The organism is Streptomyces sp. NPDC086554 (assembly GCF_040686095.1).
Lineage (GTDB): Bacteria > Actinomycetota > Actinomycetes > Streptomycetales > Streptomycetaceae > Streptomyces.
Map to the genome: position 1 here is coordinate 38,205 of NZ_JBFBJK010000011.1, position 19,798 is coordinate 58,002.

The window sequence follows — 19,798 nt, forward strand, 5'->3', positions numbered from 1 at the left end:
ACCGGCTCAGGCCTCGGCCGTCACGAGGTGTCCGTACACCTCGACGAGCCCGCTGCGGGAGTCGTCCAGGTACTCCGCGAGCAGTCGCTCGGCCTCGGCGGCGTCCCCGGCCCGGAGGGTGTCGAGGATCTGCCGGTTGCGTGCGAGATACGGCTCGTGGAGGCGTCGCGGATCGTCCACCACGTGGAAGGCCAGGCGCAGTTCGGCGAAGACGCTGCGCATGACCTCGTCGGTGCGGGCGCTGCCGGCGAGCGCGACCAGCTCGCGGTGGAAGTGGATGTTGGCAGTGGAGACGCCCTTCCACTCGCGTTCACGGGCGGCCTTTGTGCCGTCCTCGACGGCGCCCGCGAGCCCGTCGAGCGCGAAGGGCGGGTCGCCGAGTCCGCGGACGACCGCGCATTCCACGAGGCGCCGGGTGCGGTAGATGTCCTCTACGTCCCCAATGGTGAGAACTCGGACAAATACCCCGCGGTTGAGCTGATGGACAAGCAGTCGCTCGTGCGTCAGCAGCCGGAAGGCCTCACGCAGCGTGTTCCGCGAGACGCCGAGTGCGCCGCCGATGCTGTCCTCGGACAGCCGTGCCCCGGGCGGGAAGTAGCCCTCCGCGATCCGGCTGCGAAGGATGTCCGAGACCCGCTCCGCCGTGCTCGTGCGCCCCAGGAGCGCCCGGTCGTCGGCCAGTCCGCTCGCGCCAGCCATTCCCTCGGTCATGCCCGGATTCAATCGCAGATACAAGAACGAAACAACATGGGTATTGAGGGATCGTTCAACGATCCTCTACCTTGGCGGGCACGGCACGGTCCCCACCCGCTCCGCACGTTCACCGAAATTCCCGCTCGGCCCACTCCGCACCCTCCGTCCCCCTCTGCGAGGTGCCCATGAGCACACCCCCTCCACCTCAGGCCGTCTCCACCGACGCACGCCCCGCCGCGGGCGAACTCCCCGAAAGCGGCGGTGCGTTCGGCTGGCTGCGCGACCTCGGTCCGCGCGGCCGCCGCGCCTTCGCCGGTGCCTTCGGGGGCTACGCCCTCGACTCCTACGACTACTTCACGCTGCCGCTGAGCATGGTCGCGCTCGCCGCGTACTTCGGTCTGGACAGCGGCCAGACCGGCCTGTTCACCACGGTCACCCTCGTCGTCTCCGCGGTCGGCGGCGCCGTCGCGGGCGTCGTCGCCGACCGGATCGGCCGGGTCAAGGCGCTGATGATCACGGTCATCACGTACGCCGTCTTCACCGTCGCCTGCGGCTTCGCGCCCAACTACGAGACGCTGCTGGTCTTCCGCGCCCTCCAGGGCCTCGGTTTCGGCGGCGAGTGGGCGGTCGGCGCGATCCTGGTCGCCGAGTACGCCACCGCCAAGAACCGCGGCCGCACGCTCGGCGCGATCCAGAGCTCCTGGGCGGTCGGCTGGGCCCTGGCGGCGATCGTCTACACCCTGGTGTTCCAGTTCCTCGACGAGGACATCGCCTGGCGCGTGATGTTCTGGACCGGCGCGCTGCCCGCCCTCCTGGTGATCTACGTACGCCGCAACGTCCACGACGCCCCCGAAGCGGCCGCGGAACGGCAGAAGAGCGCCGACAAGGGCTCGTTCACCGCCATCTTCAAGCCCGGTCTGCTGCGGATCACCCTCTTCGCCGTACTGCTCTCGACCGGTGTGCAGGGCGGCTACTACACCCTTGCCACCTGGGTGCCCACGTACCTGAAGACCGAGCGCGGGCTCACCGTCGTCGGCACCGGCGGGTATCTGACCTTCCTCATCTCCGGGGCCTTCATCGGCTATCTGGCCGGCGGATATCTCACCGACGTGCTGGGCCGCAAACGGAACATCACTCTCTTCGCGTTCCTCTCCGCGGCCAGCATCCTGGCGTACACGAACATCCCTGACGGCTCCAACGGCCTTCTCCTGGTGCTCGGTTTCCCGCTCGGCTTCTGCATGTCGGCGATCTTCAGTGGCTTCGGTTCGTTCCTCAGCGAGCTGTATCCAGCCGCCGTGCGCGGCACGGGCCAGGGCTTCACGTACAACACCGGGCGCGCCGTGGGCGCCGTCTTCCCCACCATGGTCGGCTTCCTGGCCGACAGCTGGGGCGTCGGCGGTGCGCTGGTCTTCGGGGCGGTGGGCTACGGCATCGCCGTCCTCGCCCTGCTCGGGCTCCCCGAGACGCGGGGGAAGGAGCTGCTGTGACCGGGGCCTCCACCGTGCTCAAGGACCCCGCGCAGGCCCGCGCGCACTTCCGTTCGGGGGCGAGCGGGCCGACCGCGGGCTGGGCGGCAGGACACACGCAGGCCAACTTGACGCTGCAGCTTCACCTTCGAGTGGGCGCTGGCCGAGTCCGGCATCCCGATGCGCCACATCGAGCAGGGCCGCAACGTCTCCATATACGTGACCGCGCGCCCCTGCTGCCCGCGGTGCACGGCGGCCCGGTGCACTGCGGCGAACCCGCGGGGCTCGGCATCGACGATCTCGACCGTCCGGACTTCGGTGATCCGGTGGCCGCCGAGCCCGGTGACATCCCGGTGTTCTGGGCCTGCGGGGTGACCCCGCAGGCGGCGGTGATGGCCTCGCGGCCGCCGTTCGCCATCACCCACGCGCCGGGCCAGATGTTCATCACCGACGCCCGTGACGAGCAGTACCGGGTGGCCTGAGCGGGGTGACCGCCGGGCACGGGAAAAGCAGCGAAACAGGAGACCTACGTAGATGACCGACGCCTCTGCAGGAACGTCTGCCGACGCCGTGATCGATCTCAACGCCGACCTCGGTGAGGGCTTCGGCCGCTGGCGCCTGACCGACGACGAGGAGCTCCTCTCCGTCGTCACCAGCGCCAATGTGGCCTGCGGCTTTCATGCGGGGGACGCGGTCACCATGCGCCGGGTGTGCGCGCAGGCGGCCGCGCGCGGGGTACGGATCGGCGCGCAGGTCTCCTACCGCGACCTGGCGGGCTTCGGGCGGCGCGCGATGGACGTGCCGCCCGACGAGCTCGCAGCCGAAGTGGCGTACCAGATCGGCGCCTTGGAGGTCTTCGCACGGGCGGCGGGCACGCGCGTGTCGTACGTGAAGCCGCACGGCGCGCTCTACAACCGCGTCGTCCACGACGAGGACCAGGCGCGTGCCGTCGTCGACGGCGTACTGCTCGCCGACGGCACGCTCCCGGTGCTCGGCCTGCCCGGATCGCGCTTCCTGGAGGTGGCCGACAAGGCGGGCCTCCCCGTCGTCACGGAGGCCTTCGTGGACCGCGCGTACACCCCGCAGGGCACGCTCGTGCCGCGCGGCCAGGACGGCGCCGTCATCGCGGACGAGGCCGCCGTGGTCGAACGCTCGGTCTCCATGGCCAGGTCGGGGACCGTCACCGCCCAGGACGGGCAGCGGATCGAGGTCCGCGCGCGTTCGCTGTGCCTGCACGGCGACACTCCGGGGGCGGTGGGCCTGGCCCGCGAGATCCGGGCACGGCTCGAAGCGGCGGGCGTCGGCGTCGAGGCCTTCGCGTGAGGGTGCTTCCGGTCGGCGGCCGGGCGCTGCTCGTCGAACTCGCCGACGGGGCCGAGGCGCAGGCGCTCCACGCCGAGCTGCTGCGCCGCAGGGCCGCGGGACTCATCCGCGTGCGCGAACTCGTGCCCGCGGCGCGCACGGTGCTGCTTGACGGCCTCGACGACCCCGGCCGTGTCGGGGCGGAGCTCGCCGGTCTGGAGATCCCGCCGCTCCCGGCTCGCGACGAGGACGTACTGGAGATCCCGGTGCGATACGACGGCCCCGACCTGGCGGAGGTGGCCGCGCACTGGGGTGTGCCGCCCGGGGAGGTCGCACGGATCCACTCGGCGGCCGAATTCCGGGTCGCCTTCTGCGGGTTCGCGCCCGGCTTCGGCTATCTGACGGGGCTGCCGGGCCCCTACGAAGTACCGCGCCGGGCCACTCCGCGCACGACCGTCCCGGCGGGCAGCGTCGCCCTCGCCGGGCCGTACACCGGGGTGTACCCGCGCCCGTCGCCCGGTGGCTGGCAGCTGATCGGTTCGACCGATGCCGTGCTGTGGGACCACGCGCGCGTGCCCGCCGCGCTGCTCGCTCCCGGCGTACGGGTGCGCTTCGTCCCGGAGGCACGATGACCGACCGTGCCTTCGCCGTCGTACGGGCCGGGGCGCTGACCACCGTGCAGGACCAGGGACGCCCCGGGCACGCGCACCTCGGGGTGCCGCGCTCCGGAGCGCTCGATCCGGCCGCCGCGCGCCTGGCCAACCGCCTCGTCGGCAACCCACCCGACGCCGCCGTCCTGGAGACCACCCTCAACGGGTGCTCCGTGAGGCCCCGTTGCGCCGTGACGGTGGCGGTCGTCGGCGCGCCGTGCGCGGTGACTGTCGACGGGCGTCCCGTGGCGTGGGGTGCGCCCGTGCGCGTCCCGGCCGGGGCGCTGCTCGACATCGGAGCGGCCGTCTCCGGAGTACGGTGCTACGTCGCGTTCGGCGGCGGCGTCGCCGTCGAACCCGTGCTCGCCAGCCGGTCCACGGACCTGCTCTCCGGGCTCGGCCCACCGCCCCTGGCGGACGGAACCGTCCTCCCCCTGGGAGGCGTTGTCGCGCCCCACGCGCGCGTGGACACCGTCCCGCACCCGGCGCCACCGCACGAACTGATCCTGCGGGTGACGCCCGGACCACGCGCCGACTGGTTCACGCCCACCGCCCTGCGCACGCTGACCACGCGCGCGTACCGGGTGTCGTCGGCGAGCAACCGCATCGGCCTGCGCACCGAAGGCCCGTCCCTGGAGAGGGCGTTCACCGGCGAGCTGCCCAGTGAAGGCATGGTCCTCGGCGCCGTCCAGGTGCCGCCGGACGGCCGGCCCGTGGTGTTCCTCGCCGACCACCCGACAACCGGCGGATACCCGGTGATCGCGGTGGTCAGGGAGGCCGACCTCTGCGCGGCCGCCCAGACGGTGCCGGGCACGCCGCTGCGTTTCGTCACCGGCGCACCGCGTACCTGAGACCCCTACGCCGCGTCCGGCTGCTCGGCGGCCGAGAGCGCGGCGAGGGCCGTGGCCACCCCGTGGCTGGCGATCAGGTCGAGGCGCGCGCTGCTGCCCCGCATCTGGTGGCGTACCTCGTCGGCCGCGAGGGTGAGCAGCTGGGGCAGCAGATCGGTGCACCGGCGTGCCACCCATCCGGTGCCGGCGGTGGCCAGCCACCAGATGCTCGCCGACCGGGTGGGCTGCGGGAGTTGGGGCTCGGGGGACGGCGGGCTTCCGGCGGCGGCGCCGCGTGCCGCGAGCAGTGCGTGGAAGCGGGCGGCGAGCAGTCGGTGCCCGCGTTCGCCGGGGTGCAGCCGGTCCGCGCTCCACAGGTCGCGGTCGGCGACCCAGTCGCCCTCCGCCGCGTGCAGGTGCACCGCGCCGTACCGCTCGGACAGGGCGTGGACGACCGCGTTGACTCCGCGCTGGCGCCTTGCCAGCGGGCGGGCCAGCGCGCCCGGCAGGCCGAGCATGGCGCCGGGGTCGGGCAGGCAGGCGGTGAGCAGCAGGGCGCCCTGCTGCGCGCAGGAGGAGTAGATCTGATCGAGGCGGGCGGCGACGGCGTGGATGTCGAAGGTGCAGCGGAGGGTGTCGTTGACGCCGACGACTACGGAGACGATGGCTGGCCGCAGGCCCAGTGCCGCGGGCAGCTGGCGGTGCAGGACATCCGAGGTCTGGGCGCCGCTGACGGCCAGGTTGTGGAACTCCACGCCTGCTTCGTCCCCCGTGAGCCCGGCGGCCAGCAGCGCCGCCCAGCCGCGCCATCCTTCCGCTACGGGGTCGCCGATCCCCTCGGTGAGGGAGTCGCCCATGGCTACGAAACGCAGCGGGCTCATGATGCGTACCCCGTGTGATCCGTTGCCGTGCTTGCCCCTCCGCCTGATGCTTCGGTGCTCGGCAGGGGGGTTGTGCCCACCCTTCCCCAAGCTCTCGGCTCCGCTCGAGCAGGGGAGACCCCACTCGCCTTGCGGGACGCCTGCCCACAACCAGGGCAACCAGGGCAACCAGGGCACGCGCCAGCAGGGCTCGCCTCGTGCGCTGTCAGGAACGCCCCGACCGCCCCGTCCCACCCGAAGCCCTCCGCACGCGCGCGTGCCGCCCCCCTGCGCTCCCGCTCAGGTCGCGCCAGCAGCGTCCGGACTGCCGAAGCGAACGCCCCTCCGTCGTCCTCCGCTGCGATGCCCGCCCCGCCCACGATCTCCGGCAGCGCCGACGACGCGCTGGCCACCACCGGTGTGCCGCAGGCCAGGGACTCCAGGGCCGCGAGGCCGAACGTCTCGCACGGGCCCGGCGCCAGGCAGACGTCGGCCGTCGCCTGCAGCGCCCCCAGGGCCGCGCGGTCCGCGACATGGCCGAGGAAGGTCACCGGCAACCGCCGCTCGCGCGCCCGCTGTTCGAGGCGGCCGCGCAAGGGGCCGTCCCCCGCCACGACGAGCACGGCCCGTACGCCCCGCCCGCGCAGCGCCTCCAGGGCGTCGAGCGCCGTGCCGGGGCGCTTCTCCACAGACAGCCGTGAGCACAGCACGAGAAGCACGTCGTCCACGCGCGCGTGGCGGGCCCGCACGCGGGCATCGCGCAGCCCCGGGTGACGCCCTTCCAGATCGACGCCGAGTGGAGCACGTACGACATTGCGCGCCCCGATACGGACGAACTCCCGCTCCGCCCACTCCGTGGTGCACACGACACGCGCGTACGCGTGCGCGGTACGGGAGTTGAGCGCGTCGGCGGCACGGAGGGCGGCCCCAGGAGGCAGGCCCCAGGTCCTGAGGACCGCGTCGGTCGCCTCGTGGGAGACCATCACGGCCGGGATGCGGCGGTAGCGGGCCCACGCGCCGGTCCAGCGCAGTGTCGTACGGTCGGAGACCTCGAGCCGGTCGGGGGCGAGGCGCTCCAGGAGCCTTGCCACCCGCGCGCGGTCCGTGAGAACCCGGTAGCCGCCGGTGCCGGGCAGCACGCGGCCCGGCAGGGTCAGCACGCGCCCCTGCTCGGTGTCGTGCACCGAGGCCCGCTCGCCGGGCACGATGAGGACGGGCTCGTGTCCGGCCGCCCGGTAGCCGCGGCCCAACTCGCGCAGTGCGGTGCGCAGTCCGCCCGACGAGGGCGCGACGAAGTTGGCGAGCCGCACGATCCGCAGCGACTCCGTGGGCCGTGCGCCGGACCCCGCCGCCGCCTCGCGGGAAGCAGCTTCGCGGGAAGCTGCCGCCTCCCTGTAGGCCGCCTCCCTGTAGGCCGCCGCACTCACGCCGCCACCGCCGTCCGCGTCGCGAGCACCTCGGCGTAGTGGCCGACGAGCTGCTCGCCCACGGCGCCCCAGGTGCGCCCCTCGACGGCGGCACGTCCGGCCGCTCCGTAGGCGGCGCGCAGCCCCGGATCGGCGGCGAGCGCCCACACCGCGTCCCGCACCGCGAGGACGTCCCTCGGCGGTACGAGGACGCCGGTGCGTCCCGGCACGACGAGGTCGAGCGGTCCGCCCGCGGCGGGCGCGACCACCGGGACTCCGCTGGCCATCGCCTCCTGCACGGTCTGGCAGAACGTCTCGTAGGGCCCGGTGTGCACGAACAGGTCCAACGAGGCGAAGATCCTGGCGAGTTCGTCCCCGGTACGGCGCCCCAGGAGGAGTGCGCCCGGCAGCGCCGCCCGCACGGAGTCCTCGCTGGGCCCGTCGCCCACGACGACGACGCGCACGCCCTCCAGGCCGCAGGCGCCGGCAAGGAGTTCGACCTGCTTCTCGGGGGCGAGGCGGCCCACGTAGCCGACGATCAGCTCGCCGTCCGGGGCGAGTTCACGACGTATCGCGTCGTCCCGCAGGGAGGGGCGAAACCGTGTGGTGTCCACGCCGCGCGGCCACAGCCGCACCCGTGGCACGCCGTGCGCCACAAGGTCGCTCAGGGCGGCCGACGACGGGGCGAGCGTGCGATCGGCCGCCGTGTGCACGGCGCGGATGCGCCGCCAGGCGGTGGACTCCCCCATGCCCATGTACGTACGTGCGTAGCCGCCCAGGTCCGTCTGGTAGACGGCGACGGCCGGAATGCCCTGCCGGGCTGCGGCCGCCATGCCGCGGGCGCCGAGCACGAACGGGCTGGCGAGATGGACGAGTTCGGCCCGGTGCGCGCTCAGCGCCGCGGAAAGGCGACGGCTCGGCAGCGCCACCCTGACCTGCGGATAGCCGGGAAGCGGCAGGGAGGGGACGCGGACGACGGGGCAGGGCGCGCTTTCATCGGCGTCCGCCCCGGCCGCGGGGGCCGGGGCGATGACGAGGGGGTCGTGACCGCGGGCGACGAGCTGCCGGGCGGTCTGCAGCGCACAGTGCGCCACACCATTGACGTCGGGAGGGAAGGATTCGGTGACGATGACGACACGCATACCCGTGTTGTCGTCGTGCGGGGCGTGGGCACGTCAACGTGGATCTTTCCTGGCGGGGAACGTCCCATGAGCGTTCCCCTCCACGCCCGCCTCAGGGGCGGGATCGCGCCCCGCTCAGGGCCGGGATCACGCCCCGCTCAGCGCCGCGTCACACCTCGGCCGCGTCGGGGTCGATTCTGCTGCGCACGGCGGTCTGTACGTCGTCCTCTTCGGCGGGGTCCGCGGCGAGCCTTCTGAGCTGGGTGACCACGCGGGCGTCACCGGTCTCGGCGTGCCGTGCGGCGACCTCGCGGGTGGACTCCTCGCAGTCCCACAGGCATTCGACGGCGAATCCGGCGGCGAAGGAGGGGTCGGTGGCGGCGAGCGCGCGGGCGGCGCGGCCGCGCAGATGGGACGAGGCGGTCTCGCGGTAGACGTGCCGAAGGACGGGTGCCGCGCAGGCGATGCCGAGCCGTCCGGCTCCGTCCACGAGGGTCCAGAGGGTGGGCGCGTCCGGGCCCTCGCCGCGGACCGCTTCCCGCAGCGCGGCGAGCACCAGCTTGCTGTCGTGGGCGCCGCCTCGGCAGGCGAGCACCCGTCCGGCGGCGGCGCCGAGGGCGTCGGGCCGGTACGCCCAGCGGCGGGCCCGCTCCACGGCGGCGACGCTGCGCATCCGCTCGAAGGCCTCGGTCGCCGCGTCCACCACGACCCGGGACGGGCTCTCCACGGCGTACTCGATCAGCTCGAAGACAGCGGGGTCATGGGCGTCGGCCAAGTAGCGCAAGGCGGTGCCGCGCGCCCCGTCGGAGCCGTTGCGGGCGGCTTCGAGGATCTCGGCGCGGTCGTCGGGTCCGGCGACCGCGGTCAGGCAGCGGGCGGCAGGAACGTGCAGCACGGCGCCGCGCTCAAGTCCCTCCTGTGCCCAGTCGAAAACGGCCTGGACGCTCCAGCCGGGGCGTGGCCCCGACGGCCGCATCTGGCGCTGCCAGCGGTCGAAGGAGCCCCGTTCCCGTGCGGCACGCACACGGGCGCCGATATCGGCGCGGGGGTCCTCCTCCCACAGCCGCCAGGGCCGCGGCTCGTAGGCGTCGCGCACGGCGGCGGCCAGTTCGGCCTCGCCCTCCGCGTCGGCGGGGAATCTGGCGAGCACGGGGGCGGCCAGGGCGCGCAGGCCCGCGTCGTCGTCCCGCAGCGCGAGCTCGTCGAGAGCCCACGCCCAGTTGGCACCGAACGCCGCGTACCTGCGCAGCAGCTCCAGGGCGTCACGCCTGCCGTACGAGGCCAGGTGGCCCAGGACCGAGAGCGCGAGGCCGGTGCGTGAGTCGTCCGTGTCCAGGACGTCCTCGGGGTCGAACAGGTGCCGCTCGATGCCCTTGATCTCGCCGCGCAGATCGAGGTAGAGGCGGGCGAAGTACAGGGAGCGGTTCTCCACCTGCCAGTCGTGGCGGGGATCGTGGAGCACACAGTGGTCGAGGGCGGCCAGCGCCTCGGACCGGGGTGCCGTGAGTGCGTGCAGCGTGCCGTCGCCGCGGCCCCGCTGCAGCAGGCCGAGCAGGGTACCGCTGGGCGCTATGACCGGATCGAACATGGGAAACAGCCTCACATCAAGCGTCGACGCAACCGGGAATCGTGAATTACCTGGCCGTGCGCCAACAGGTCGGGCCGCCCGCCGTCTCTTGCTTGTTGTAGACCATCTTCCTCTGCCTCTCGTCCATGGCCCGAAGGGATCCCGGACGGAGAGTCCGGGGGCGGGCCGCTCACGGTCCGCGCGGTGCGGCAACACCTGCCCCGCCGTCGCGTCCGTAAATCACGTCGTCATGATGACCCAGCGGTTCAGCCCGCCGCGACCACATTTCCAGCGCCCCCGTTGTTGCTGGTCAGCTACCCCGTTCAGGCCGCCCCGAACAGCTCGAGCAGCTCCGTCTTGGCAAACATCCGGGCGGTGTCCACCGCTGACGGAGTCCCCGCGGCCGGATCGGCGCCACCGTCGAGCAGCGCCCTGATCACCGCGTCCTCGCCCTTGAAGACGGCTCCGGCGAGCGGCGTCTGCCCCCGGTCGTTGGCACGGTTGGCGTCACCGCCCCTCTCCAGGAGGGCACGGACCGCTTCGGCGTGCCCGTGGTAGGCCGCCAGCATCACGAGCGAGTCGCCGCTGTCGTTGGTGAGGTTGGCCGGAACGCCCGCGTCCACGTACGCCGCGAGCGCCTCGGTGTCGCCCTGGCGGGCCAGATCGAAGATCTTGGTCGCCAGCTCCACGACTTCCGGGTCGGGTGCTTCGCTCATGGACCGGACCGCCTTTCGACTGCGGGATAGATCGGGGGCGCACGGCGCGGGTGCAGCCGTACGAGTGAATCGACAGGGTACTGCCCGTCCGTGCACATGGCCGGGCCCGCCCACGGCAAAGATCACAAGGGGGCCGTACACCTCACGACCTGCGCTCGGGTGGCCCAGGAGCCTCGGCCATTCGAGGGAAATTACATGAAATTCCCCCATTTGCACCTTTTATCGTATGGATACATGCTGTGAATCTGGAACAACTCATGGTGACTGTCCCCGCCAACCAGGAGAATCCTCATGATCCTTTCCGTCTCGAGCGTCGTGCTGCTCGGCATCATCGTCTTCCTCTTCTTCCGCAAGGACGGCCTCAAGGCGTCCCACGCGGTGGTCTGCGCACTCTTCGGCTTCTTCATGGCGGGCACCGCCATCGCTCCGAGTATCAAGGCGGGCAGCGCGAGCCTGGCGAGCCTTCTCGGCGGGATCAAGTTCTGACGTCCCCTGCCCCCCGTAGTACTTCGTTCGCACCATCAGGAGACTGACGTGGCCCGGCGCCCCCTCCCCCGCATTCTGAGCAACGGCACTGCCCCGATCGCCCGGAGCCGGGAGCTCGCACGGTCGGCCGCCGACAGCGCCACCGACGTCCTCCACCCGCTGATCACGATCACCCGTGGACTGCGCCGGCTGGTTTCAGTCGGGCGGCGCAAGTGGGCCGACACACCCAAGGACCGGCGCGGACCGCTGCTGTTCCTCGTGGCCTCCGTGGTCCTGGTCGTGGCACTCATTCCGTACGGTCCGCTGCTCGCCGCCATCTGCCTGATGGCGGCCGCCGCGTGGACAGGACGGGAGCGCACGGCGCCCGCGCCGACCGGCCCCGACGAGACGCAAATCCAGCGGCTGCAGTCCCTCTACGAAGCACTCGTCCCGTACTTCTCCGTCCCCGAGGACCCCGCCCCGCTCTTCTCGCACGGCGGCGAGTGGGACAAGGCCTTCTCGTCGTACGTGTTCGACGACTCCGGACGCGTCTCCCATCTGGTGGTGCGCTACCCGGCGTACTTCACCGATGGCGAGGCCGAGTCCCGCGCACGGATCGAGCAGCTCCTGCACGCCAAGTCGGGCCGCGGCCGCGAATACCACTTCGAGTGGGACGCGGAGGGCAACCAGCTCACGGTGAACGTGCTGCCCCCGCTGCCCACCGACATCGCCGCCCAGCGATTCGTCACCGCGCCCGGCGAGACCGTGCTCGGCTTCACCGACCCCACCGGAGTCCAGCGCACCCTGCCCGTGGCGGACGGCGACGACCAGCGCGACGCACCCCCCGTCGTCTGGCGCACAGGCCCTCGTTCCACCGAGCCGCACCTCCTGGTGGTCGGCCAGCCCGGCAGCGGCACCACCAGCCTGCTGCGGTCCATCGCCCTGCAGGCCCTCCAGCACGGCGACATCCTGATCGTCGAGGGCAGCGGCACCGGCGACTACGCCTGCCTGACCGGCCGTGACGGCGTCCTGGCCGTCGAGTGCGGGCTCGCCGGGGCCCTGGCCAGCCTGGAGTGGGCGGCACACGAGACGGAGCGGCGCCTCATCTCCGCCAACCGCGCCCGGCAGGCCGGCCACCCCGCACCGGACGACACCAAGCGCCCCCTGTGGATCCTCCTGGACCGCCCCAGCATCCTCGGCCACCTGGCGGCGGCCGACGGACACCAGGACCCGCAGTCACTGCTCCAGGTACCGCTGCGGCACGGCAGGGCGGCCGCGGTCACGGTCGTCGTGGCCGACCAGTTCGACAGCCTGGACGCGCTGAGCGACCCCGTACGGCAGCACACCCGCGCGCGCGTGGTGCTCGGCCCCGCGACGCCCGGCCAACTCGAGGACATCCTCGGAGTACCGCCGCACACGACCCCCACGGCCGACGTCCCGCCCGGCCGCGGCTACGCCCGGCTCGGCTCGGCCGCGGTGCACCGCCTCCAGGTGCCCGCGACACCCGACCCGTACGACGACGCGACCACCGAGTCGCACCGGCAGGCGGTCCTGGAGCTGCTGCCGGGGCGGAGCGCACCGGCGGATGAGGCCGAGACGGTGGCGGGACCGGCGAGGGCTGAGCCTGAGCCGGTGCCTGCCGAGGGCTGAAGAACACATGACGGATGACTGGTGACAGATTTCAGAATCTGTCACCAGTCATCCGTCACCCGCTGTCTGCCGGGCATCAGGCCACAAACGCCCGAGGCGTCTCCACCCCAGCCCCCGCCCCCGTCTCCACCAGTCGAGCCGCCGCCGCCAGTCGCGCCGCCGCCTCATCCGCCACCGCGCCTCCCACGGTGAACGGCAGCCGCACATACCCCTCGAAGGCGCCGTCCACTCCGAAGCGTGGCCCTGACGGAACCCTGACCCCCACGCGTTCGCCGACCTCGGCGAGGCGGGAGCCGGAGATGCCGCCGGTGCGCACCCAGAGGGTGAGGCCGCCGGCCGGGACCTCGAACTCCCAGCCGGGCAGTTCACGGCGGACCGCGGCGACCAGGGCATCACGGTTCTCGCGTGCCTGGGCCCTGCGCACCTCGACGGCCGACTCCCAACCGCCGGTGTTCAGGAGCCAGTTCACGGCCAGCTGCTCCAGGACGGGGGTGCCCATGTCGGCGTACGCGCGGGCCGAGATCAGGCTGCGGATCACATCGGGGGCGGCCCGCACCCAGCCGATGCGCATGCCCGCCCAGAAGGCCTTGCTCGCCGAGCCGACGGTGATGACGGTCGAGCCCGCCGGGTCGAATCCGCAGACGGGGCGCGGCATCGGCAGGTCCGTGTCGAGCTGCAGTTCGCTCATCGTCTCGTCGACGACGAGGACGGTGCCCGATGAGCGGGCCGCGTCGACGAGTTGGCGCCGCTGGTCCTCGTCGGCGAGTGCGCCGGTGGGGTTGTGGAAGTCGGCGACCACGTAGGCGAGCCGGGGCGCCGCGTCGCGCAGCACCTGGCGCCAACGGTCCATGTCCCAGCCGCCGAGTCCATCGGCCATGGCGACGGGGACGAGGCGGGCGCCCGTCTCGCGCATGAGCTGGAGGATGTTGGCGTACGACGGGGATTCCACGGCGATGCGTTCGCCGCGCGGCGCGAAGAGGTGGCAGATCGCGTCGATGGCGCCCATCGCACCGGTCGTGACCATGATCTGTTCGGGCATGGTCGGGATGCCGCGTGCGGTGTAGCGCTCGGCGAGCATCTGGCGCAGTTCGGGCAGTCCTGCCGGGTAGTCGCCGTGGGTGTGCGCGTAGGGAGGCAGTTCCTCGAGGGCGCCCTGGACGGAGCGGGTGAGCCAGGGCTCGGGCGCGGGCAGGGCAGCGCACCCCAGGTCGATCATCGAGCCGAGCGCCTCGGGCGGCAGGGGTTCAAGGCCGCGCGCGGGCAGGGGGTTTCCGGCCGGGACTGCGGTCCAACTGCCCGCTCCCCTGCGGGATTCCAGGAATCCTTCGGTGCGCAGTGCCTCGTATGCGGCGGCGACGGTGGTGCGGCTGACGGAGAGCGACACGGCCAGTTCGCGCTCGGCGGGCAGCCGGGCGGCGACGGGGACCCGGCCTTCGAGGACGAGCATGCGGATGCCGTCGGCGAGGGCGCGGTAGGCGGGCGGCCTGCGGGTGCCCGGGCCCGCGGGGCGGCTCTGCTGAGAGGTGAGCAGCCGGGCGAGCTGCGTGGCACCCACCGCCGAAGTCCACTGAGCCATGATTCCCAGTCCACCTTCCTGGAATTGGCCATGGTTGGCATCCCTTTACGAGCCACAGAGTGTCATGCGTCAGGCCACTACCACTAGCGGGGGGCATTCCTTGTCCACGACGAAGCCCACGACGAAGCCCTCCACCACGGAGCGGCCGCGGCCGGTGAAGGCGCATCTGGCGCGCCGGCTGATCCAGTTGTACGTAGGTCTGGCGCTGTACGGGGCAAGCTCCGCGCTCCTGGTGGAGTCCGGGCTCGGCCTCGAACCGTGGAACGTGCTGCACCAGGGTCTGGCGGAGCTGACCGGGATGTCGATCGGCGTCGTCTCGATCTTCGTGGGCGCGGCCGTGCTGCTGCTGTGGATCCCGCTGAGGCAGCGTCCCGGTCTGGGCACGGTGTCCAATGTCTTCGTCGTGGGCCTGGCGATGGACGGCACCCTCGCGCTCGTTCCGGACGCGCACGCGCTCGCCGCCCGTGTCCCGCTCCTGGTGGCGGGCATCGTCCTGAACGGTGTGGCGACCGGGCTCTACATCTCGGCCAGGTTCGGGCCTGGGCCGCGGGACGGTCTGATGACGGGCCTGCATCAGAGCACGGGCCGTTCGATCCGCCTGATGCGGACGCTGATCGAGGTGGCGGTGGTGGCCACCGGCTTCACTCTGGGCGGCACGGTCGGCGTGGGGACGATCCTGTACGCGCTGGCGATCGGGCCGCTCGCCCAGTTCTTCCTGCGCTTCTTCGCCGTCCCTGCTCCATCCAGGGGTGATGTGGTGGCCGCCGGCGGTCAACCGGAGCAGGCGATACTGCGGCGGTGACCACGCACATACGCCATCCCTATCTCGATCATCCGGGCCCGCTCGCCTTCGCCCACCGCGGCGGGGCGGCCGACGGTCTGGAGAACACCGTGGCCGCGTTCCGGCACGCCGTCGGCCTGGGCTACCGGTACATCGAGACGGATGTGCACGCCACGTCGGACGGCAAGCTGGTCGCTTTCCACGACGCGACCCTTGACCGGGTGACGGACGGGGTCGGGCGGATCGCCGACCTTCCCTGGGACGACGTGCGCCACGCGCGCGTGGCGGGCAGTGAGCCTGTGCCCCTCTTCGAAGAGCTCCTGGAGTCGTTCCCGGACGTCCGCTGGAACGTGGACGTCAAGGCCGAGCCCGCCCTGCTCCCGCTCCTTGATCTGCTGCGCCGTACGGACGCCTGGGACCGTGTGTGCGTGGGCTCGTTCTCCGAGGCCCGGGTGGCCAGGGCGCAGCGTCTTGCGGGACCGCGCCTGGCCACCTCGTACGGGACGCGGGGTGTGGCGGCGCTCCGGCTGCGCTCCTATGGCGTGCCGGCCGCGGTGCGCCGTTCCGCGGTGTGCGCGCAGGTGCCCGAGACGCATGGCGGGATCCGGGTGGTCGACCGCCGCTTCGTGCGCGCGGCCCACGCGCGCGGGCTGCAGGTCCATGTCTGGACGGTCAATGACGCGGAACGGATGACGGCGCTTCTCGACCTCGGAGTGGATGGCATCATTTCCGATCACATCGAGACGCTGCGCGAGGCGCTGAAGGACCGGGGCACCTGGGCCTGACCGCTTTGGCGGGGGCAGCGGACCACGGGGATCAGCGAGGGGGCACGGGTGGGCGACGACACCGTGCGGGCAGAGCGGACGGCCGATGAGGAGGCCGCCGGGCGGCGGCGCGAGCAGCACGGCTGGTACGTCTACGACTGGGCCTGTTCCGTCTACTCGACGAGCGTCCTGACGGTGTTCCTCGGCCCTTATCTGACGGAGATCGCCAAGGCGGCCGCGGACGCGGACGGGTACGTCCATCCGCTGGGTGTCCCGGTCAGCGCCGGGTCGTTCTTCGCGTACACGGTCTCGGTGTCGGTGCTCGTCTCGATCTTCGTGATGCCGCTGGCGGGCGCCGCAGCCGACCGTTCGGGCCGTAAGAAGCCGCTTCTGGCGGCAGCCGCCTATCTGGGGGCCGGGGCGACGGCGGGGATGTTCTTCCTGGACGGCGACCGCTATCTGCTGGGCGGTTTCCTGCTGATCGTCGCCAATGCCTCGCTCGCCGTGTCGATGGTGCTCTACAACTCCTATCTGCCGCAGATCGCGACGCCTCAGGAGCGCGACGCGGTCTCCTCGCGCGGCTGGGCGTTCGGTTACGCGGCCGGCGCGCTCGTCCTGGTGGCGAATCTGGTCCTGTTCCTCGCGCATGACACCTTCGGTGTCTCCGAGGCGACGGCCGTACGCATCTGTCTGGCGTCGGCAGGTGTGTGGTGGGGCGCGTTCACGCTCGTACCACTGCGGAGGCTGCGCGACCGCAAGGCGCCGCCTTCGGAGACGGCGGGCCGCGGCTGGCGGCAACTGGCGTCGACCGTGCGCGACATGCGGCAGCACCCGCACACCCTCGCGTTCCTCCTGGCGTACCTGGTCTACAACGACGGTGTGCAGACGGTGATCTCCCAGGCGTCGGTGTACGGCTCGGAGGAGCTGGGCCTTGGCCAGTCCACGCTGATCGTGGCGGTCCTGCTGGTGCAGCTGCTCGCGGTGGCGGGCGCGCTGGGCATGGGGCGCCTTGCTCGGACGTACGGGGCCAAGCGCACGATCCTGGGCTCGCTGGTGGCCTGGACGGTGACGATCGGCGCCGGGTATTTCCTGCCGTCGGGGGCGCCGGTGTGGTTCTTCGTGCTCGCCTCGGGGATCGGTCTGGTGCTCGGCGGCACCCAGGCCCTCTCCCGGTCCCTGTTCTCGCATCTGGTACCTGCGGGCAAGGAGGCCGAGTACTTCTCCGCGTACGAGATCAGCGATCGCGGCATGGCCTGGCTGGGGCCCCTGCTGTTCGGCCTGACGTACCAGCTCACGGGGAGCTACCGGGACGCGATCATCTCGCTGGTGGCCTTCTTCGTGATCGGTTTCGTGCTGCTCGCGAGGGTGCCTGTACGGCGTGCGGTGCGCGACGCGGGAAATCCCGTACCCGACAGGATTTAGCAACTGAAGCCAAAGGGCGGTAGTGTACGCGTTTGGCCTACCAGGCGGACCGTTACTGCGCGATGAGCATTCAGAAACGCTGGGTGACATCTGTTACCAGATGTGACAAACCGGGCGCTGGTGGGTACAACAAGGGGCGGCATACGACGGCGACGCATGACCCTGAACGGGAATCTTTACCGCCGACCGGACGTTGACCGGATGACGACGACAGCGACACCTGTCCTGTGGGCGACAAGCCCGGGAGGCACGATTCATGAGTGAGCGAGCTCTTCGCGGCACGCGCCTCGTGGTGACCAGCTACGAGACCGACCGCGGCATCGACTTGGCTCCGCGCCAGGCCGTGGAGTACGCATGCCAGAACGGACATCGATTTGAGATGCCGTTCTCGGTAGAGGCGGAAATCCCGCCGGAGTGGGAGTGCAAGGTCTGCGGGGCCCAGGCACTCCTCGTTGACGGCGATGGACCTGAGGAGAAGAAGGGGAAGCCTGCGCGTACGCACTGGGACATGCTCATGGAGCGCCGTACTCGGGAGGAACTCGAGGAGGTCCTGGAGGAGCGCCTTGCGGTTCTCCGGTCAGGAGCCATGAACATCGCGGTGCACCCGCGGGACAGCCGCAAGTCCGCCTGACGGCGAACTGAACAACACCGCACATACGAAGGCCGGGGCCCTGCTGAGCAGGGCCCCGGCCTTCGTATGTGCGTATGCAGGCTCAGTGCGGGAGCTGCGGGTCGTCCGGGCGCGGTCCCCGGTTCTGCGGCTCGTCGTCCCTGATGACCTCGCCCTGGACGACCTTGCCGTCCGGGCGGTGCATGCGCGCCTGCTGGAAGGCGTCGCCGAGGCCGCCGGGGGTGGCCTCGCGGACCTTGCGCTCGATGGTCCGCTCCGCGAATCGGCTGACGGTCTTCTGGACGGGCGGCACCAGGAGAACCAGTCCCAGGGCGTCGGAGATCAGCCCCGGCAGGATGAGCAGCAGCCCGCCCAGCATCGTGAGGGCGTTGCCGCCGCCCCGCTCGGCTGCGGGGGGCGTCAGGCCGCTCTGCTGCTGTTGCAGGGTCTCGCTGAGCTCCCGGAAGGCCCGGCGTCCGGCACGCTTGATGACCACGCCGCCGAGCACCACACCGGCCACGAGCAGCAGGAAGACCGTGAGCCCGCCGGCGGCGCCCGCCACGACGGTCAGCAGCCAGATCTCCAGGACCAGCCACGCGGCGATGCCGAGCGGCAGGAACCTCAGGACGCGTGAGCGCCGGGGCCGGGCGGGTCGGGTGGGCGGTACGCCAGTCGTCATGGCTCCAGTGTGCCTGGGCCCGGTTCAGTCCGGCATAAGGGGATGATCAATAAGTGCCGCTCAGGCGCCCACGGCCCGCCGTGGGCGCCGGTGCGGGCCTCAGCGCGGCTTGCGGCCCGTGACGCGGCCGACGCGCTCGCCCACGCCCCACGCCGTGACGCGCCAGAGCGCCTCGGCGACGATGTCCTGGCTCATCTTGCTGTCGCCGTGTTCGCGCTCGATGAACGTGATCGGGACCTCGACGACGTGGTACCCGGCCTTGATGGCCCGGCGGGCCAGGTCGACCTGGAAGCAGTAGCCCTGCGACGCGACCTCGTCGAGGCCGATGCCTTCGAGGGTCTCGCGGCGGAACGCGCGGTAGCCGCCGGTGATGTCGCGCAGCGGCACGTCGAGCATCAGCCGGGAGTAGGTGCTGCCGCCGCGGGAGATGAACTCGCGGTACTTGGGCCAGTTGACGATCCGTCCGCCCGGCACCCAGCGCGAGCCGAGCACGAGGTCGGCGCCCTTGAGGGCGGTGAGCAGCCGGGGCAGTTCCTCGGGCTGGTGGGAGCCGTCGGCGTCCATCTCGACGATCACGCCGTAGTCGTGGTCGAGGCCCCACCGGAAGCCCGCGAGGTAGGCGGCGCCGAGGCCTTCCTTGCCCTTGCGGTGCAGTACGTGCACCTGCTCGTCGTCGGCCGCGAGCTCATCGGCGATCTTGCCGGTGCCGTCGGGGCTGTTGTCGTCGGCGACGAGGATGTGCACATCGGGCACGGCGGCCCGGACACGGCCGACGATGGACTGGATGTTCTCCGCCTCGTTGTAGGTCGGAATGATCACCAAGGCCATGCCGAGCGGGCCGAACTGCCTCCCCTGGTCACCGGTTTCGGAGACCCCACCGCCGTCGTTCACTACTGCCCCTTCGTTCGTACGCAGAGGACCACCATAGTGGCCGCGTCTCGCGAGGCCACGGCGGCACGGGCAGATGAACGGAGTACTGCGGATCGGGGCCCGGCACCCTTCGGGCCGACCTGGGGCCCGCTGGCTGCGGGTCGACCGAGAGCCGTTGTCTACTGAGCGTCCGGGCCCCACCCGGGTCACACCCCTGCCGACTCGGTGGAACGTTCCCTCGCGTCCGGCGACACGGGCGCTGGACCTGGCTCCCAGCGGTGGTGCGCCGGTGCGGCACACCACCCATGGCCCAGCGGCGTTCGACGGCTGCGTGGAGATTCCCCGGTCGGACGTCCTGTGGTGGACCCGG

At 71.9% G+C, this 19,798-nt stretch carries 19 protein-coding genes and 1 pseudogene; 11 read left to right on the plus strand and 9 right to left on the minus strand.

The window, feature by feature from the left end; translation table 11 throughout:
- Positions 1-6: 6 nt before the first annotated feature.
- Positions 7-711: a GntR family transcriptional regulator gene (locus AB0O76_RS19460; RefSeq protein ID WP_365492457.1), complete on the minus strand. Its 705-nt coding sequence runs from the start codon at positions 709-711 to the stop codon at positions 7-9.
- A gap of 167 nt (positions 712-878) precedes the next feature.
- On the opposite strand from AB0O76_RS19460, the gene AB0O76_RS19465 reads away from it, so the two are divergent.
- The 5 genes and pseudogenes from AB0O76_RS19465 to AB0O76_RS19485 all read left to right on the plus strand — a co-directional run bounded on the left by AB0O76_RS19465 (position 879) and on the right by AB0O76_RS19485 (position 4,962).
- Positions 879-2,180, plus strand: coding sequence for an MFS transporter (locus AB0O76_RS19465; protein ID WP_365492460.1), 1,302 nt, complete (start codon positions 879-881; stop codon positions 2,178-2,180).
- Positions 2,177-2,641: pseudogene (locus tag AB0O76_RS19470) on the plus strand (DUF1445 domain-containing protein). Before AB0O76_RS19465 ends, AB0O76_RS19470 begins: the two are co-directional and overlap by 4 nt.
- A gap of 52 nt (positions 2,642-2,693) precedes the next feature.
- A complete protein-coding gene (locus tag AB0O76_RS19475; RefSeq protein ID WP_365492463.1) occupies positions 2,694-3,482 on the plus strand; it encodes a 5-oxoprolinase subunit PxpA in 789 nt (262 codons plus the stop codon).
- On the plus strand, positions 3,479-4,093 hold the full coding sequence (locus AB0O76_RS19480) for an allophanate hydrolase subunit 1 (RefSeq protein WP_365492466.1): 615 nt from the start codon (positions 3,479-3,481) through the stop codon (positions 4,091-4,093). The genes AB0O76_RS19475 and AB0O76_RS19480 overlap by 4 nt, the downstream gene beginning before the upstream one ends.
- Positions 4,090-4,962 (plus strand): biotin-dependent carboxyltransferase family protein, encoded by an 873-nt coding sequence (locus AB0O76_RS19485; RefSeq protein WP_365492469.1) that lies wholly within the window; start codon positions 4,090-4,092, stop codon positions 4,960-4,962. The genes AB0O76_RS19480 and AB0O76_RS19485 overlap by 4 nt, the downstream gene beginning before the upstream one ends.
- A 5-nt stretch (positions 4,963-4,967) precedes the next feature.
- On the opposite strand, the gene AB0O76_RS19490 is transcribed toward AB0O76_RS19485, so the two are convergent.
- The 5 genes from AB0O76_RS19490 to AB0O76_RS19510 all read right to left on the minus strand — a co-directional run bounded on the left by AB0O76_RS19490 (position 4,968) and on the right by AB0O76_RS19510 (position 10,611).
- Positions 4,968-5,822, minus strand: a complete 855-nt coding sequence (locus AB0O76_RS19490) for an SGNH/GDSL hydrolase family protein (protein WP_365492472.1) — start codon at positions 5,820-5,822, stop codon at positions 4,968-4,970.
- On the minus strand, positions 5,819-7,120 hold the full coding sequence (locus AB0O76_RS19495; RefSeq protein WP_365493095.1) for a glycosyltransferase: 1,302 nt from the start codon (positions 7,118-7,120) through the stop codon (positions 5,819-5,821). Before AB0O76_RS19495 ends, AB0O76_RS19490 begins: the two co-directional genes overlap by 4 nt.
- Positions 7,121-7,224: 104 nt before the next feature.
- The gene (locus tag AB0O76_RS19500) at positions 7,225-8,349 is read right to left on the minus strand and encodes a glycosyltransferase family 1 protein (protein ID WP_365492475.1); all 1,125 of its coding nucleotides are present in this window, start codon (positions 8,347-8,349) and stop codon (positions 7,225-7,227) included.
- Positions 8,350-8,497: 148 nt separating this feature from the next.
- Positions 8,498-9,916 (minus strand): HEAT repeat domain-containing protein, encoded by a 1,419-nt coding sequence (locus AB0O76_RS19505; protein ID WP_365492479.1) that lies wholly within the window; start codon positions 9,914-9,916, stop codon positions 8,498-8,500.
- Between the two features lie 302 nt (positions 9,917-10,218).
- Positions 10,219-10,611, minus strand: a complete 393-nt coding sequence (locus AB0O76_RS19510) for an ankyrin repeat domain-containing protein (RefSeq protein ID WP_365492482.1) — start codon at positions 10,609-10,611, stop codon at positions 10,219-10,221.
- A gap of 291 nt (positions 10,612-10,902) precedes the next feature.
- On the opposite strand from AB0O76_RS19510, the gene AB0O76_RS19515 reads away from it, so the two are divergent.
- Both AB0O76_RS19515 and AB0O76_RS19520 read left to right on the plus strand, forming a co-directional pair.
- Positions 10,903-11,097, plus strand: coding sequence for a hypothetical protein (locus AB0O76_RS19515; RefSeq protein WP_365492485.1), 195 nt, complete (start codon positions 10,903-10,905; stop codon positions 11,095-11,097).
- 48 nt (positions 11,098-11,145) lie between these two features.
- A complete protein-coding gene (locus AB0O76_RS19520; protein WP_365492488.1) occupies positions 11,146-12,726 on the plus strand; it encodes a hypothetical protein in 1,581 nt (526 codons plus the stop codon).
- A gap of 76 nt (positions 12,727-12,802) precedes the next feature.
- Here the strand turns inward: AB0O76_RS19520 and AB0O76_RS19525 are convergent, their stop codons facing one another.
- Positions 12,803-14,302: a PLP-dependent aminotransferase family protein gene (locus AB0O76_RS19525; protein WP_365492491.1), complete on the minus strand. Its 1,500-nt coding sequence runs from the start codon at positions 14,300-14,302 to the stop codon at positions 12,803-12,805.
- A gap of 64 nt (positions 14,303-14,366) precedes the next feature.
- Between AB0O76_RS19525 and AB0O76_RS19530 the strand changes: the two genes are divergently transcribed.
- The 4 genes from AB0O76_RS19530 (at position 14,367) to AB0O76_RS19545 (ending at position 17,900) form a co-directional block, all read left to right on the plus strand.
- Positions 14,367-15,104, plus strand: a complete 738-nt coding sequence (locus tag AB0O76_RS19530; protein WP_365492494.1) for a hypothetical protein — start codon at positions 14,367-14,369, stop codon at positions 15,102-15,104.
- Positions 15,101-15,868 (plus strand): glycerophosphodiester phosphodiesterase, encoded by a 768-nt coding sequence (locus AB0O76_RS19535; protein WP_365492497.1) that lies wholly within the window; start codon positions 15,101-15,103, stop codon positions 15,866-15,868. Before AB0O76_RS19530 ends, AB0O76_RS19535 begins: the two co-directional genes overlap by 4 nt.
- A 48-nt stretch (positions 15,869-15,916) precedes the next feature.
- Positions 15,917-17,269, plus strand: a complete 1,353-nt coding sequence (locus AB0O76_RS19540) for an MFS transporter (RefSeq protein WP_365492500.1) — start codon at positions 15,917-15,919, stop codon at positions 17,267-17,269.
- Between the two features lie 256 nt (positions 17,270-17,525).
- Positions 17,526-17,900 carry an RNA polymerase-binding protein RbpA gene (locus AB0O76_RS19545; protein WP_030360404.1) on the plus strand — a complete coding sequence of 125 codons (375 nt, stop codon included), beginning with the start codon at positions 17,526-17,528 and terminating at the stop codon, positions 17,898-17,900.
- Positions 17,901-17,982: 82 nt separating this feature from the next.
- On the opposite strand, the gene fxsA is transcribed toward AB0O76_RS19545, so the two are convergent.
- Positions 17,983-18,558 (minus strand): FxsA family membrane protein, encoded by a 576-nt coding sequence (gene fxsA / locus AB0O76_RS19550; protein WP_365492503.1) that lies wholly within the window; start codon positions 18,556-18,558, stop codon positions 17,983-17,985.
- A gap of 99 nt (positions 18,559-18,657) precedes the next feature.
- Positions 18,658-19,449 carry a polyprenol monophosphomannose synthase gene (locus AB0O76_RS19555; protein WP_365492506.1) on the minus strand — a complete coding sequence of 264 codons (792 nt, stop codon included), beginning with the start codon at positions 19,447-19,449 and terminating at the stop codon, positions 18,658-18,660.
- Positions 19,450-19,798 lie beyond the last annotated feature (349 nt).